Raw genomic sequence first — 15,063 nt, forward strand, 5'->3', positions numbered from 1 at the left:
GGCCCGGCCATGACGGTGTGGAGAGAGCGACGTTACAGTCAACAAGCAGACGATGCTCGAAGCGGCAGCGCCCTACTCCACCGCATCCCCCAGCAGCTTGCGCATGGCGGCGTAGCCTTGCTGCTGCTGGCTCCAGTTTCGGCCGCCGGTGATGGCGCCGTCGATGACGAGGTCGTGGCCGTTGATGAAGCTGGACTCGTCGCTGGCGAGAAACACCGCGGCATGAGCGATGTCGTCGGGCAGGCCGGCGCGCGGGATCGGCTGGGCGGTCGCATAGGCGTTGCGGATCGTCTCGGGCGTCTTCTCGGCGGCCTCGGTCGACAGGCCCAGCGCCTTGCCGAAGATCCCGGTGGCGATCAGGCCCGGCGAGATCGAGTTGACGCGCACCCCGGATTCGCCGAGCTCCATCGCCACGCATTTGGTGAGATGGATCACCGCGGCCTTCGCCGTGCTGTAGACCAGCGAGGTGGAGAAGCCGGCGAGCCGGCCGGCGATCGAGCCGTTGTTGATGATGCTGCCGGCGCCCTGCTTCTTCATGTGGGGCGCGGCGTATTTCATGCCCAACATCACGCTGCGCACCAGCACCGCCATGGCCTGGTCGAAGCGTTCCGCATCGAGGCCTTCGATGCCGCCGGTCTGTGCCGGACCACCGGCATTGTTGAACAGGCAGTCGAGCCGGCCGAAGCGCTCGACGGCGACATCGATCAGCGCGCGCATCTGCGCGTCGACGGTGACGTCCGTCTGGCGGAAAATGCAGTTGGCACCAAGCCGGCTTGCCAGCGCCTCACCCTCGGCGCTGCGGCGTCCCGCGGCGATCACCTTCGCGCCTTCGGCGACGAAGATCTCCGCGGTGCGCAAGCCGATGCCACTGGTCGCGCCAGTGATCACCGCCACCTTGCCATCCAGTCGTCCCATCCCGTGATCCTCTTGTTGATTGCTTGCAGATGTTGATTGCTTGCGGATCCATCCCGCAACCGGGAACAGCCCGTTCCCGTCACGGAACCATCATCTTGCCTCCGGAATTACAACACAAGCAAAGCTCCCTCCATCGCCTGGACAAATTACCGCCACGTCGGCCTTAATTTGGTTGCGCGTTTGAGGCTCATGAAAGTCCATGACGCGACTCATCGACGACATCAAGCGGGTCTGGCGGGGCGAGCAGCAGCCGTCGCTGACATGGAGCTGCCTGTTTGCAGCGGTGTGCCTGATCGCGGCCACCGCGGTCCGCTATGGCATGGCGCATTTGCGGCCGGACGTGTTCTTCACGCCCTACATGCCCGCGGTGTTCTTTGCGACCGCCATGGGCGGATCGGGCGTCGGCCTCGCCACCGCGATCATCGGCGCGGCGCTTGGCCTCATGCTCGACTTTGGCGGCGGCCCGGCCGATGGGGCACGGCTGGCCCTGATGGCGATGTACCTGACCGTTGCTGCGCTGGTGATCTGGGGCGTCAACCACTATCGCAGCCTCGCCGCCAAGCAGCGCGAGATTGCACGGCGCCTGACCGAGGAGGAGCAGTATCGCAAGCTGCTGGTCGACGAGCTGCATCACCGGCTCAAGAACAAGACCTCGACCATTCACGCCGTGCTGCATCAGGTGCTGCACGACCAGCCGCAGGTCTGGGGCCGGATCGACCAGCGCATCCGCGCGCTGGCGACCGCCGACGACCTGATCGCGCGGGCGGATGCTCAGGGCTGCGACCTGAAGGACCTCCTGATGTCGGAGCTCGGGCCGTATGGCCATGTCCGCTTCGAGCTCAACGGCGATCCGTTGTTCTTGCCCGCCAAGCTCGCGGTCAGCCTTGCGCTGATCTTTCACGAGCTCGCCACCAATGCCGGCAAATACGGCGCCTTCGCCTCGCCGCGCGGCTTCCTGCAGGTGTCGTGGACGATGCAGGACGACCGGCTCAAGCTGACCTGGGACGAGGCCGAGGGCCCGCCGATCAACCAGGTCGGCAAGCCCGGCTTCGGCACCAAGCTGCTCAAGGCCGCCCTGTCGTCGTTCGACGGCAAGACCGAGACCACCTTCCTGGCAACGGGTATTCACTGCACCATGCAGTGTCGCGTTCCGCCCAGCTAAGGGGCCCGCGGGCGGCCAATCCTGCCTACGACTTTCGCAGCATGCGCGCAGCCGGTCCTCGGGGCGAAATTGAGGATCCATTAATGACGCTGCGGCACAAAACGCCGATCTTTCCAGGACTTGGCTCAGGCGTTCCGTGTTTCTACGTAGCGCTTAACTAAAATGAAGCGGGAACTTCGCACAATCGGCGCATGTATAGCAGCGACCGTTTCAACTTTTCCCCCGATGCACCCAACGGGCAGGACGCGACCGAGGCCGAGCTGCGCTTCCTGCGCAGCATCCTCAGCCAGCTGCCGTCGGGCGTCACGGTTCAGGACGAGCACGGCCGCTTTCTCCTCGTTAACGATACCGCCGCCGTCCAGCTCGGCGCCGCCGCCAACAGCGCCGACGGCGTCTCGGCGCCGCATCTCAACGGCAGGCGTTCGGCCTGCCGCGAGATCATCGGCCGGGGTCGCACCGTGATCGCCGAGGAAAAGATCGCCGGCGAGCGCGGCGCGCAGACGCTGCTCACGGCGCATCGGCCGCTCCGCATCGGCGACCAGAACGTGCTGATCTCGAGCTCGGCCGACATCACCGAGCAGAAGGAGTTCGAGGATCAGCTGTTTCGCGCCGCTTATTATGATGAGCTGACCGGCCTGCCGATGCGGCGCGTGGTCGAGCACCGCGCCGACCATCTGGTCCGCCGCGGCCGCGTCGACGGCCGCTTCGCCCTCGCCTTTCTCGACCTCGACAATTTCAAATACATCAACGACTATTACGGTCACGCCACCGGCGACGCGCTGCTGGTCGAATTCGCCAAGCGCATCAGCCGCGATCTGCGCGAGTCGGACCTGCTGTCGCGCATCAGCGGCGACGAGTTCCTGCTGCTGCTCAATCCGATCGAGCGCGCCGAGGAGGTCGCCGAATTCCTCCAGGCTCTGCTGGACCGCCTGAGCGCGCCGTTCTTCATCGACGGTGCGGAGGTGTTCGCCTCCGCGTCGGTCGGCGTCAGCCTGTTTCCCGAGCACGGCGCCAGCTACGACGTGCTGCGTCAGAACGCCGACCTGGCGATGTATCGCGTCAAGAACAGCGACAAGGGCACGCTGGCCTTCTTCTCGAGCGCGATGGAGCACGAGGCGCTCGCCCGCATGAAGGTCGAGCAGTCGCTGCGGCTCGCCATCCTCGAGAAGCGCTTCTGCTGCGCCTTCCAGGCCAAGGTCGACATCCGCACCGAGGAGATCAAGGGCATCGAGGCGCTGGTGCGCCTGCGGGACAATGAAGGCGTGATCCAGGCCCCCGGCTCCTTCATCAACCTCGCCGTCGAGCTCGGCCTCATCGACGAGCTCGCCCATCTCGTGCTGGACGAGATCGTCAAGTCGATCGACCTGATCAACGACACGTTCGGACCCGAGGCGACGATCAGCATCAACGTCGCGGCCAAGCAGGCATCGAACCCGGACTTCATGCAGCCCTTCGCGCGAGCCATCGCGGCGACCGGCTTTCCCAAGCGGTTCATGATCGAGGTCACCGAGGATGCGTTCGTGACCCGCAGCCATTTTCAGGACGAGATCGTGCCGCTGCTGCGCGAGATCGGCGTCGGCATCTCCATCGACGATTTCGGCATCGGCTATTCGTCGCTGTCGGCGCTCGCCGACATCACCGCCGACGAGATCAAGATCGACCGCTCCTTCATCACCGACATCCATAAGCGGCCGCGCAGCCAGGGCATTCTGCGCGCGATCGAATCCCTGAGCGAAGCCCTCGGCATGACCGTGATCGCTGAAGGCATCGAGTCGTTCGAGGAGCTCGCTTATCTGCAGGCTGCGACCAAGATCCGCTATGCGCAGGGCTACTACTTCTCGCGTCCGATCTTTCTCGAGGAATTGAAGCCTGCCACCCCCCTTGCAAGCGAAGCGCGCATGAGCCTCGCCAGTCGCCCTGTGCAGGAAAATCGCCAGGCTTACGCGCGCAGCAGCCGCTATCGGCGCTGATTGCTGACAGAGCAAGGAGAGGCACCTGGATCAGCACAAAGTATGAGCGATTCCGCGCTGCCTTCGAAAGCGCCTTGACCCAGGCTCAGGCTGCACACTATCAGTTGCAGACAACAGCCGCCGTAGCTGGGAGGAAGGCTCGTGAGAACGTCACATATTTGCAAAGCCATTGTTTCATCACTGACTGCAGCCCTGCTGGCCACCGCCGCCCAGGCCGACGATCTGAAAATCGCTCTCATCTATGGCAAGACCGGCCCGCTCGAGGCCTACGCCAAGCAGACCGAAGCCGGCCTGCGCCTCGGCTTCGAATATGCCACCAAGGGCACCAACATGATCGACGGTCGCAAGATCGTCATCATCACCAAGGACGACCAGGGCAAGCCCGACCTGTCGAAGGCCGCGCTGTCGGAGGCGTATCAGGATGACGGCGCCGACATTGCGATCGGCACCACGTCCTCGGCCGCGGCACTCGCCGACCTGCCGGTCGCCGAGGAGAACAAGAAGATCCTGATCGTCGAGCCGGCGGTGGCCGACCAGATCACCGGCGAGAAGTGGAATCGCTACATCTTCCGCACCGGCCGCAATTCCTCGCAGGACGCGATCTCCAACGCGGTCGCGATCGGCAAGCCGGGTGTCACGGTCGCCACGCTGGCGCAGGACTACGCCTTCGGCCGCGACGGCGTCGCCGCGTTCAAGGAAGCACTGGCCAAGACCGGCGCCACGCTCGGCGCCGAGGAATATGTGCCCACCAACACCACCGACTTCACCGCCGTCGGTCAGCGCCTGTTCGACGCGCTGAAGGACAAGCCGGGCAAGAAGATCATCTGGGTGATCTGGGCCGGCGCCGGCGATCCGCTCACCAAGCTGCAGGACATGGACCCGAAGCGCTACGGCATCGAGCTGTCGACCGGCGGCAACATCCTGCCGGCGCTGGCCGCCTACAAGCGGTTGCCGGGCATGGAAGGCGCCACCTACTACTATTACGACATTCCCAAGAACCCCGTGAACGACTGGCTGGTGGCCGAGCACCAGAAGCGCTTCAATGCGCCGCCGGACTTCTTCACCGCCGGCGGCTTCTCGGCCGCGATGGCCGTCGTCACCGCCGTCACCAAGGCGAAGTCGACCGACACCGAGAAGCTGATCGCGGCGATGGAGGGCATGGAGTTCGATACGCCGAAGGGCAAGATGATCTTCCGGAAAGAGGATCATCAGGCGCTGCAAAGCATGTATCACTTCCGCGTCAAGGTCGATCCGAACCTCGCCTGGGCCGTCAACGAGCCGGTGCGCGAGATCAAGATCGACGAGATGAGCGTCCCGATTCGCAACAAGCGCTGACGATGAAATCCGTGCCCGGCCTTCGCGCCGGGCACGTCCACTTTGGAAGCCACGCTGGCGACAATGACCCTCACTCTCGAAACCCGCGACCTCACCATCCGCTTCGGCGGCCATGTCGCAGTCAACAGCGTCAGCTGCAGCTTCCGCACCGGTGAGCTGACCGCAATCGTCGGCCCCAACGGCGCCGGCAAGACCACCTACTTCAACCTGATCTCCGGCCAGCTCTCCGCCTCCTCCGGCACCATTTGGTTCGATGGCCGTGACATCACCAACCTCTCGGCGCCGCTGCGCACGCGCGCAGGATTGGGCCGCGCGTTCCAGCTCACCAACCTGTTTCCCAACTTGAGCGTCGAGGAGAATGTACGCCTCGCTGTCCAGGCGCGCAGCGGCGTACATTACGATCTGCTCCGCCCGTGGATGGCGCGACGCGATCTGATCGCGCGCGCGGATGCGATCCTCGATCAGGTTGCGCTCGGCAGTCGCCGCGAGATCAGCGCGACGACGCTGTCCCATGGCGACCAGCGCAAGCTCGAGGTCGCGCTGATGATGGCGCTCGAGCCGAAGGTGTTCATGTTCGATGAGCCGACTGCCGGCATGAGCATCGACGAGGTGCCGGTCGTGCTCGACCTGATCGGTCGGCTCAAGCAGGACAAGACCAAGATCATCCTGCTGGTCGAGCACAAGATGGACGTGGTCCGCTCGCTCGCCGACCGCATCATCGTCCTGCATAACGGGCAACTCGTCGCGGACGGCAAGCCTGCCGAGGTGATCGCCTCGCCGATCGTGCAGGAAGCCTATCTCGGCGTCACGCCGCGGAGCGCGGCATGAGCGCATTGCTGAAGCTCACGGGCGTCGAAACCTATATCGGGCGCTATCACATCCTGCAGGGCGTCGACTTCGAGGTTCCGGAAGGCCAGACCACGATGCTGCTCGGGCGCAACGGCGCCGGCAAGACCACGACCTTGCGCACCATCATGGGGCTGTGGCAGGCGAAGAACGGCAGCATCACGCTCGCCGGCGAGCCGATCGAGACGCTCGCGACGCCCGACATTGCCCAGCGCGGCGTCGGCTACGTGCCCGAAAGCATGGCGGTGTTCTCCGACCTCACGGTCAAGGAGAATCTGGTGCTGGCGGCACGTAACGGCCCGCTGGACGATGCCCAGCTCGCCTGGATCTTCGGCTTCTTCCCGGCGCTGAAGAAGTTCTGGCTGTCGCGAGCCGGCAGCCTGTCCGGCGGGCAGAAGCAGATGCTGTCGATCGCCCGCGCCATCGTCGAGCCGCGCAAGCTGCTCCTGATCGACGAGCCGACCAAGGGGCTTGCGCCGGCGATCGTGATGTCGCTGATCGAGTGCCTGAAGGAGATCAAGCGCCGTGGCGCCACGATCCTGCTGGTCGAGCAGAACTTCCACGCCGCGCGCGAGCTCGGCGACCACGTGCTCGTGATGGACAACGGCACCATCGTCCATCGCGGCGAGATGGCCGCACTCGCGGCCGACGTGCCGCTGCAGGAGCGCCTGCTCGGCCTCAGCCTGGAGGCGCATCAATGAGCGAGATCGCGGCAACCGACGCGCTGCCGAAGCCGAAGCGCGACATCGCGCCGCTGCTGCTGCCGGTCGTGCTGGCCATCGTGATGATCCCGCTGGTGGGATCGGCGAGCTCCTGGGTGACGCTGACGGTGGCGAGCCTTGCGATGGGCATGATGATCTTCATCATGGCGTCCGGCCTGACCTTGGTATTCGGCCTGATGGACGTGCTCAATTTCGGCCACGGCGCCTTCATCGCGGTGGGCGCCTACGTCGCAACACTGGTGCTGCTGCCGCTCGCGAGCTGGGCCCAGGCCGATTCGCTGCTGGCCAATCTCGCGGTGCTCGTCCCGGCGGCGCTGCTGTCGATGGGCGTGACCGGGGCGCTCGGCCTCGTCGTCGAGCGCGTGCTGGTGCTGCCGGTCTATGGCCAGCACCTCAAGCAGATCCTCATGACCACCGGCGGCCTCATCGTCGCCGAGCAGACGCTGTATGCGCTGTTCGGACCACAGATCATTCCGATGCCGCTGCCGACGGCGTTGCGCGGCTCATTCATCCTCGGCGACGTCGTGATCTCGAAATACCGGCTGCTGGCGATGCTGCTCGGCTTCGCGATCTTCGTCGCCATCGAGCTGGTGCTGAACCGGACCAAGATCGGGCTGCTGATCCGGGCCGGCGTCGAAAATCGCGAGATGGTGGAGGCGCTCGGCTATCGCATCCGCCGCCTGTTCCTCGGCGTGTTCATGACCGGATCGGCGCTGGCCGGCCTCGGCGGCGTGATGTGGGGTCTCTATCGCGAGCAGGTGCACGCCTCGATCGGCGACGAGCTTACGGTTCTGGTCTTCATCGTCGTCATCATCGGCGGCCTCGGCTCGATCACCGGCTGCTTCATCGGCGCGATCCTGGTCGCCATGGTCGCCAATTACGGCGGCTTCCTGGTGCCGAAGCTCGCCCTCGTTTCCAACATCCTGCTGATGGTCGCCGTGCTGATGTGGCGGCCGCGCGGCCTCTATGCGGTGACCAGCCGATGATGATCCTGTCCGGCGATCCGCCCCGCAGCCGCGCGCTGTCGATCCTGCTCGTCGTCATCATCCTGGCGCTGCTGGCGACGCCCTTCGTCTTCCCAGGCGCCAAGGCGCTCAACGTCGCCGCCAAGATCTGCATCTTCGCGGCGCTGGTCGCGTCCTACGATCTGCTGCTCGGCTACACCGGCTCGGTGTCGTTCGCGCACACGATGTTCTACGGCATCGGCTCCTATGCGATCGCGATCGCGCTCTATGGCCTTGGCCCGAATTGGACCTCAGTGGCGGTCGCCGTCGCCGCGGGACTGCCGCTCGCGCTGCTGCTCGCGCTCGCCATCGGCCTGTTCTCGCTGCGCGTCGAGGCCATCTTCTTTGCCATGATCACGCTCGCGGTCGCCTCCGCCTTCCTGGTGCTGGCCTCGCAATTGTCGTGGCTCACGGGCGGCGAGGACGGCCGCAGCTTCCAGCTGCCCGAACTCTTGCGCCCCGGCACGGTCTTTGTCGGCAAGGAGTGGTTCGGCTTCCCGATCAACGGCCGCATTCTGACCTACTATTTGGTGCTGACGGCCTGCGCGGCAATGATCCTGGCGCTGCTGCGCGTCGTCAACTCGCCGTTCGGTCGCGTGCTGCAGGCGATCCGCGAGAACCGCTTCCGCGCGGAGGCGCTCGGCTACCGCACCGTCTTTCATCTCACTTACGCCAACTGCATCGCAGCTGCCGTCGCGGCCTGCGCGGGCATGCTGAATGCGCTATGGCTGCGCTACGCCGGACCCGACACGTCGCTTGCGTTCTCGATCATGCTCGACATCCTGCTGATGGTCGTGATCGGCGGCATGGGCACGATCTATGGCGCGATCATCGGCGCTGCGATCTTCATCCTGGCGCAGAACTATCTGCAGGCCCTGATGGGCATCGCCTCGACGGCTGCGACCGATGCCGGCCTGCCGCTATTGCCGGGCCTCCTGCACCCCGACCGCTGGCTGCTGTGGCTGGGCCTGCTATTCATCGCCAGCGTCTATTTCTTCCCGACCGGCGTGGTCGGCCGGCTCCGCAACAAGCCTCCCGCCGCTCGTTGAGCTGCGGATACGCTTAAATTTCTACGCAGCTGCGCCGCGAGAGCTGCGGCGGCGCGGTACCCCCATGCTGAAATGATTGTTTTCCACGAAGTTTCGCCGTTGGCTTAAGCCGCGGATAACCGCGTTTCCTAACCGCTCCGGTACCAGTGCCTTGCTATCAATCCTGATTGCAACACGTCGTTTCCTCCCGGGTCGATCAGGGCATGCAAGGCGCAGCAGACACGTCAGAGGCCGGCCGCACCGGGCCGGAGCGGATCGGCACGTCCCGTTGGCGCGGTCCGGTGCCGTGGCTGATCGCATGCGGCGCGCTGCTGATCGCCGCCATCGTCGTCGGCACGATCGTCATGGCCAGCGACTTCCGATCCCGCACGATCGACAACAACGAGCGTGAGCTCGAGAATACCGTGCTGCTGCTGAGCCGGCATTTCGCGCAGCAATTCGAGGACGCCGAGACTGCGGTCTCGCACGCCATCCGCCGCATGTCGCTGGGATCGATCTCTTCGCCGGACGACTTTCGGGCGCGGATGTCGCAGCCCGATATCCGCGAGATGCTGCAGTCGCAAGTCAGCGGCCTGTCCTACATGGGCGACCTCACGGTCGTTGGAGCCGACGGCAGCTTCGTCAACTGGTCCTCGAACGACCCGCTGCCGGCGATCAACGTCGCCGACCGCGCCTACTTCAAGGATCTTCGATCGGCATCGCAGCCGAATGCCTTTGTCATCACGCCGGTCGTCAGCCGCGTGACCAGCGGATGGGCGACGATCGTCGCCCATCGCCTGAGCGCAGCGAATGGTGAATTCCTCGGCCTGCTGACCCGCCGGGTCGATCCGCACACCTATGAGAAATTCCTGGAGTCGATGGCGCTCGGCAAGGGCTCGTCGATCACGCTGTTCCATACCGACGGCGCCATGCTGGCGCGCTACCCTCATGTCGAAGCCCTGATGGGCGCCAGGCTCGGCAATGCCGACTTGCTGAAGGAGATCCCCGGCGATGGCGTGGGGACGAGCCGGATCACCAGCCCCATCGACGATTCGGAGAAGATCGCGGCCGGCGCCAGGGTGGGACGCTTTCCGCTGATCATCGCGGCGAACAGGACGGTCGATGATGCGCTGGCCGATTGGCGATCGCAGATGGTGCTGCTGGTCGCCGCCGCCACGCTCGCCGTCCTCGTCATTGCGGTCACGTTCAGCCTGATGATCCGGCAGATCGTGAGGCAGAACCGGATTGCGAGGCACCAGCTCGAGGACGAGAAGCAGCGCGTCGAGACGGCGCTCGACAACATGACTCAGGGCCTGATCTCGTTCGACGCGGACGCCTGCGTCGTGATGTTCAATCACCGCTTCATCGATCTGCTCGGCCTGTCCCCCGACGTGATCAAGCCTGGCGTGCACCTCGCCGACGTCGTCGCCCATTGCAAGGCGCGAGGCGCCTTCAGCGGCGACGTGGCGGAGTTCTGCGCCGACGTCATCGACAGGGCCGCGTTGGGCGGCACGTCGCAGATGGTCGCGGAGGGAGGCTCTGGCCGCTTCTTCAACGTCATCGACAAGCCGCTGGCGTCCGGCGGGTGGGTAACCACGATCGAGGACATCAGCGCGCAGCGCAGGCTGGAGCAGGAGCGCGACCGCAACCATGCGTTCCTGCGCGAGATCATCGATCACATCCCCTCGCACATCATGGTGAAGGACGTCCGCGACCGCCGCTACGTGCTGGTCAACCGGTCCACCGAGCAGGGCTTCGGGCTGCCGCGCGAGAGCATCGTCGGAAAGACGGCGTTCGACCTGCTGCCGAGATCCACGGCCGAAAAGGTCACCGCCGACGACGACCGCGCCCTGGAGCACGCCGACGGGCTTTTCCTCGGCGAGCATCCCTGGCAGACACCGGCGCTCGGCCTGCGCTACATCACCTCGCGCCGCATCACCGTCGAGGACGAATCGCACCGGCCGCGCTACCTGATCAACGTGATCGAGGACATCACCGAGCGGCGGCTGGCCGACGAGAAGATCGCTCATCTCGCCCATTTCGACGCGCTGACCGAGCTGCCGAACCGCGTGCTGTTCCGCGAGCGCATCGACGAGGAGCTGGAGCGCGCGCGTCACGGCACGTTCTTCGCCCTGCTCTACATCGACGTCGACGAATTCAAGGGCATCAACGATTCCCTCGGCCACCATGTCGGCGACGAGCTGCTGAAAACCATCGCGCGCCGGATCGAAAGCTGTCTCGGGCCCGAGGACATGGTCGCCCGCCTCGGCGGCGACGAGTTTGCGGTGCTGCTGACCACCGTCGCGGACAGAGACGAGGTGATCGTCGCGGCGCGTGAGATCCTCGAGACCATCCGCAAGCCCTATCGGTGCCTCGGCCACCAGCTGTCGACCGATGCCAGCATCGGCATCGCGCTGGCGCCGCAGGACGGCATCGAGCGCGATCTGCTGACCAAGAATGCAGACCTTGCGATGTACGCCGCCAAGGCCAGCGGGCGCCGCACCTTCCGCTTCTTCGAGCCGTCGATGGACGAGACTGCGCGCGCGAGGCTGCAGCTGCAGCAGGATCTGCGTCGCGCGGTCACCGAGGGACAGTTCGAGCTGCACTATCAGCCGCTGCTCGGCTTCACCGAGAACGTCATGACCGGATGCGAGGCGCTGCTGCGCTGGCGCCATCCGGAGCGCGGCATGGTGCCGCCGCTCGACTTCATTCCGCTCGCCGAGGACACCGGACTGATCAACGAGATCGGCGACTGGGTGATGCGCACCGCCTGCCTCGAGGCCGCGAGCTGGCCGGCCGACATCCGCATCGCCGTGAACGTGTCACCGGTGCAGCTGAAATCCGCCACGCTGGCGCTGCGGATCGCCAACGCGCTGTCGGCGTCGGGCCTCGCCCCCGAGCGGCTGGAGATCGAGATCACCGAGGCGGTGCTGATCAGCGACGACGACGTCGCGCTCGGCATCCTGCATCAGCTGCACGACATGGGCGTGCGCATCGCGCTCGACGATTTCGGCACCGGCTATTCCTCGCTCAGCTATCTGAAGCGCTTCCCGTTCGACAAGATCAAGATCGACCGCTGCTTCGTCAACGACCTCGGCGCGAGCGGCTCGTCGGCAATCATCCAGGCGGTGGTGAGCATCGCGGCGGCCAGCAACATGACGACCACGGCCGAGGGCGTCGAGACCGGCGCGCAGCAATCGGCGCTGCGCCAGCTCGGCTGCACCGAGATGCAGGGCTATCTGTTCAGCGCCCCGAAGCCGGCCGCCGAGCTGCGCAAGCTGTTCGCGCCGGACGCCGCCGCGGAGGACCTGCAGGCCGCCGGCTGACGTCGGTCGGCCGCCGCTGGCTGCGTGACCATCCGCCGCGCGGTGCGGCCTGCGCGAAGCGGGCGGTAACGGCCGTGCGCCGTTCGCGACCACGACGATCTCACCGGCGGCCTTGCAGCAATCGTCCCCCCGGCAACGCCCTGCGACGTTGTGGTGCGCCGCCTTTGGCCCCGGCCGATGACCACCTATATGAGCGTCGTCGGAACCAGGAAGGTGGCCCATGCAACCCGTCTCATTGCTCCTCAACGTTCTCTGGATCGTGCTTGGCGGCGCCTATATGGCGTTCGGCTGGCTGGTAGCGGCTGTCGTCATGGCGATCACCATCGTCGGCCTGCCCTGGGCCCGCGCCGCCTTCAACATCGCCGCCTATACGCTGCTGCCGTTCGGCTCGCGCGCCGTTCGCCGCGACGAGGTGACGGGCATGGAGGACATCGGCACCGGCCCGCTCGGCCTGCTCGGCAACATCATCTGGTTCGTGCTGGCCGGCTGGTGGCTCGCGCTCGGCCACCTCGTCACCGCGATCGCCCTGGCCGTGACCATCATCGGCCTGCCCTTCGCCTGGGCCCACCTCAAGCTCGCCGGCCTGGCGCTGTGGCCGATCGGCAAGACCATCGTGCCCGCGTAAGGGCCGCCCGGCCGCCCCCCGAGCAGCCCGACCCGCGTCGGCAACCGGTCAAGGCCGTTGCCGACCACGAGCCAATCGGTTAAACGGTTGGCCGTACGCACCCGTAGCTCAGCTGGATAGAGCGTTGCCCTCCGAAGGCAAAGGTCACACGTTCGAATCGTGTCGGGTGCGCCAGTTGCGCTGGGCTGCTTTTGCCATTGATCGTCAAATGAGCGTGTGCTCGCGTGAAGCCTCCGGCTCGGACCACGTGATGCGCGGGTTGGGGCAGTTCAGCGCGGGTAGGCGACGATAATTCCGTGTCGCGTCGAGAAGCACAGATAGGCTCTCGCAGAACGCCGCGTTCATGGACCCTTCGTCGCACTGCACGGGTTGCGCCGGTCCAAGGGCCTGCCCGCGAGGCGCATTTTGGCAAGACGCCACAAGCGTCGCGCTAACGGCCAGATCGAGTCGGACCTCTCATCTTGAACGGCGAATACCTCCACGATTGCGCGCTATCCGGCAATTTTTGATTGATTTTCGACGTCCTACAACTAATGTGGAGGCTTTGTTAAATCTATTTCGGAGACCTCCGATGAGGGGCGCTCTCTTGCTATCGTTCGCCGTCGCGATTTCGGCACTCTTCAATGCTCCGGCCTTCGCCGCGGACGATGCCGGCGTCCCGCCGCCAAAACCGGCCGCTCCTGCAGAGACAACGGCACCCGACCAGAAGCAAGTTGACGCCAAGCCCGCAAAGCCGAAGACCGCAACATGGTCGCCAGGAGACGATTGCATCGGCGATAACAGATTCATTTACGGTGCTGGCCAGCAACTGATAGCGGCTACGGCTATTGTTCCGGCAGGCACTACGACAGAATTCATCCTGAAGGCAAAGATTCTCGAAGGAGCGACCTATTACGGCAAGGTCGCTACGGCGGACAATATCTTCGGTGGACGTGACTACGTCTCCGCGACAAAGATTCCTGATAAAAGCCGATACATTGCCAGCGGGCTTGCCAGCAGCACCGACACGCTGGTGACGCTGGATGTGCCTACCGATGCTGGTGGACTCTGGAAATCCGCCACGGTCTACATCTATGCGTGTAACACAAACGCGGACAAGCCGCCTGTGCTCATGTCCAAGCTCTCGATTCCGGTGAGCTCTTCATTCTGGAGCACGGCGTCGGTTTTGATCGTCATCGTTCTTATTTATTGGTTTGCCTCTCGGGCGTTCGCAAAGGACGGCCAGTTGGGAATTCGCAATTTTGATCCCGTTTTCCTGACGGCTGGCTCCGACGGAAAAGGCAGCCTTGCGAAGCTGCAGATCCTGTTTTTCTCGATTATCGTATTCGCGCTCTTGCTATACATTCTTCTGCGCACCGGCGCATTGTCCGAGCTTTCCGAGACGATCTTGTTGCTGCTGGGAATCGCCGCGGTCGGCTCGACGGCAGCCAAAGGGACCGACGTCCAACGCAACCGCCTCGACTATGAGAATTGGGCTTGGCTGTCGCGCAGGAATTGGATCGGCCCCGCCGGTCTTTCTGAGGGCAAGACTGCGCGTTGGCGAGATATCGTCACCAGTGATGGCGAATTCGACGTCTATCGGTACCAGAATTGTATTTTCAGCCTTGTCGTAGGCGGAGCGCTTCTCGTCGCCGGAGTCAATCAGCTCGCATCCTTTGCGATTCCTGCGACGCTGCTCGGGGTTCTTGGCCTCAGCCAGGTGGTATATGTGGCCGGAAAGCTCGTTTCTCCGCCTGCATTGGCCGAGCTGAACAAGGCCATAGGCGACTTAAGAGCTCTTGAAGAAAAGCTGCGCGTGGCTGCAAGCAATGCAAACCCGCCCGTGACGACCGTCGCCGACGCAAAGGTGCTGACAAAGGCGGAGTACGATAAATACAAGGCTGCAGCCGACTCGGCACTCTCTCTTTTTAAATCGGCCACTGATCTCTCCGGCCCGGCGAACGTCGAACCGTCGCTTGTTCCATGAATGCAGGAGGGTGCAATGCGTCGGTGGCTCACGGACATGTTAGAAAGGTGGAAGCGCCGAAACGATCCATTGGACTGTCCCGCGTGCCATGAGAGAGCCTCTCCTCAGACCTTTGCAAGGGGCCGCTATCGGACGGCATCGGAGCCGATCGCATGCGACCGTGA

At 64.6% G+C, this 15,063-nt stretch carries 11 protein-coding genes and 1 tRNA gene; 11 read left to right on the top strand and 1 reads right to left on the bottom strand.

Going from position 1 to position 15,063, the window contains the following annotated elements; all coding sequences use genetic code 11:
• Positions 1-72: 72 nt before the first annotated feature.
• The gene (locus tag QXZ94_RS25000; protein ID WP_315722858.1) at positions 73-915 is read right to left on the bottom strand and encodes a glucose 1-dehydrogenase; all 843 of its coding nucleotides are present in this window, start codon (positions 913-915) and stop codon (positions 73-75) included.
• A gap of 199 nt (positions 916-1,114) precedes the next feature.
• On the opposite strand from QXZ94_RS25000, the gene QXZ94_RS25005 reads away from it, so the two are divergent.
• The 11 genes from QXZ94_RS25005 (at position 1,115) to QXZ94_RS25055 (ending at position 14,899) form a co-directional block, all read left to right on the top strand.
• Positions 1,115-2,077: a sensor histidine kinase gene (locus QXZ94_RS25005; RefSeq protein ID WP_172132443.1), complete on the top strand. Its 963-nt coding sequence runs from the start codon at positions 1,115-1,117 to the stop codon at positions 2,075-2,077.
• 191 nt (positions 2,078-2,268) lie between these two features.
• Positions 2,269-4,047 (top strand): putative bifunctional diguanylate cyclase/phosphodiesterase, encoded by a 1,779-nt coding sequence (locus QXZ94_RS25010; protein WP_172132444.1) that lies wholly within the window; start codon positions 2,269-2,271, stop codon positions 4,045-4,047.
• Positions 4,048-4,188: 141 nt separating this feature from the next.
• Positions 4,189-5,382 (top strand): substrate-binding domain-containing protein, encoded by a 1,194-nt coding sequence (locus QXZ94_RS25015; RefSeq protein WP_172132445.1) that lies wholly within the window; start codon positions 4,189-4,191, stop codon positions 5,380-5,382.
• 63 nt (positions 5,383-5,445) lie between these two features.
• Positions 5,446-6,210, top strand: a complete 765-nt coding sequence (locus tag QXZ94_RS25020) for an ABC transporter ATP-binding protein (protein WP_315722863.1) — start codon at positions 5,446-5,448, stop codon at positions 6,208-6,210.
• A complete protein-coding gene (locus QXZ94_RS25025; RefSeq protein WP_315722865.1) occupies positions 6,207-6,929 on the top strand; it encodes an ABC transporter ATP-binding protein in 723 nt (240 codons plus the stop codon). The genes QXZ94_RS25020 and QXZ94_RS25025 overlap by 4 nt, the downstream gene beginning before the upstream one ends.
• The gene (locus QXZ94_RS25030) at positions 6,926-7,936 is read left to right on the top strand and encodes a branched-chain amino acid ABC transporter permease (protein ID WP_172132448.1); all 1,011 of its coding nucleotides are present in this window, start codon (positions 6,926-6,928) and stop codon (positions 7,934-7,936) included. Before QXZ94_RS25025 ends, QXZ94_RS25030 begins: the two co-directional genes overlap by 4 nt.
• Positions 7,933-9,003: a branched-chain amino acid ABC transporter permease gene (locus tag QXZ94_RS25035; RefSeq protein ID WP_315722868.1), complete on the top strand. Its 1,071-nt coding sequence runs from the start codon at positions 7,933-7,935 to the stop codon at positions 9,001-9,003. The genes QXZ94_RS25030 and QXZ94_RS25035 overlap by 4 nt, the downstream gene beginning before the upstream one ends.
• 203 nt (positions 9,004-9,206) lie before the next feature.
• Positions 9,207-12,308: an EAL domain-containing protein gene (locus tag QXZ94_RS25040; protein WP_315722870.1), complete on the top strand. Its 3,102-nt coding sequence runs from the start codon at positions 9,207-9,209 to the stop codon at positions 12,306-12,308.
• A gap of 220 nt (positions 12,309-12,528) precedes the next feature.
• Positions 12,529-12,933, top strand: a complete 405-nt coding sequence (locus QXZ94_RS25045) for a YccF domain-containing protein (RefSeq protein ID WP_172182070.1) — start codon at positions 12,529-12,531, stop codon at positions 12,931-12,933.
• Between the two features lie 97 nt (positions 12,934-13,030).
• Positions 13,031-13,107: transfer RNA gene (locus tag QXZ94_RS25050), tRNA-Arg, on the top strand.
• A 397-nt stretch (positions 13,108-13,504) separates the two neighbouring features.
• Positions 13,505-14,899, top strand: a complete 1,395-nt coding sequence (locus tag QXZ94_RS25055; RefSeq protein WP_315722873.1) for a hypothetical protein — start codon at positions 13,505-13,507, stop codon at positions 14,897-14,899.
• The last annotated feature ends 164 nt before the right edge of the window (positions 14,900-15,063 follow it).

The sequence above is a fragment of the Bradyrhizobium sp. SZCCHNS2022 genome, from assembly GCF_032377575.1.
GTDB lineage: Bacteria > Pseudomonadota > Alphaproteobacteria > Rhizobiales > Xanthobacteraceae > Bradyrhizobium > Bradyrhizobium aeschynomenes.

What these genes read in the sequence shown, in the direction of transcription:
- QXZ94_RS25000 (WP_315722858.1), bottom strand. Translation starts at nt 915, where the DNA reads ATGGGACGACTGGATGGCAAGGTGGCGGTGATCACTGGCGCGACCAGT.
- QXZ94_RS25005 (WP_172132443.1), top strand. Translation starts at nt 1,115, where the DNA reads ATGACGCGACTCATCGACGACATCAAGCGGGTCTGGCGGGGCGAGCAG.
- QXZ94_RS25010 (WP_172132444.1), top strand. Translation starts at nt 2,269, where the DNA reads ATGTATAGCAGCGACCGTTTCAACTTTTCCCCCGATGCACCCAACGGG.
- QXZ94_RS25020 (WP_315722863.1), top strand. Translation starts at nt 5,446, where the DNA reads ATGACCCTCACTCTCGAAACCCGCGACCTCACCATCCGCTTCGGCGGC.
- QXZ94_RS25025 (WP_315722865.1), top strand. Translation starts at nt 6,207, where the DNA reads ATGAGCGCATTGCTGAAGCTCACGGGCGTCGAAACCTATATCGGGCGC.
- QXZ94_RS25030 (WP_172132448.1), top strand. Translation starts at nt 6,926, where the DNA reads ATGAGCGAGATCGCGGCAACCGACGCGCTGCCGAAGCCGAAGCGCGAC.
- QXZ94_RS25035 (WP_315722868.1), top strand. Translation starts at nt 7,933, where the DNA reads ATGATGATCCTGTCCGGCGATCCGCCCCGCAGCCGCGCGCTGTCGATC.
- QXZ94_RS25040 (WP_315722870.1), top strand. Translation starts at nt 9,207, where the DNA reads ATGCAAGGCGCAGCAGACACGTCAGAGGCCGGCCGCACCGGGCCGGAG.
- QXZ94_RS25045 (WP_172182070.1), top strand. Translation starts at nt 12,529, where the DNA reads ATGCAACCCGTCTCATTGCTCCTCAACGTTCTCTGGATCGTGCTTGGC.
- QXZ94_RS25055 (WP_315722873.1), top strand. Translation starts at nt 13,505, where the DNA reads ATGAGGGGCGCTCTCTTGCTATCGTTCGCCGTCGCGATTTCGGCACTC.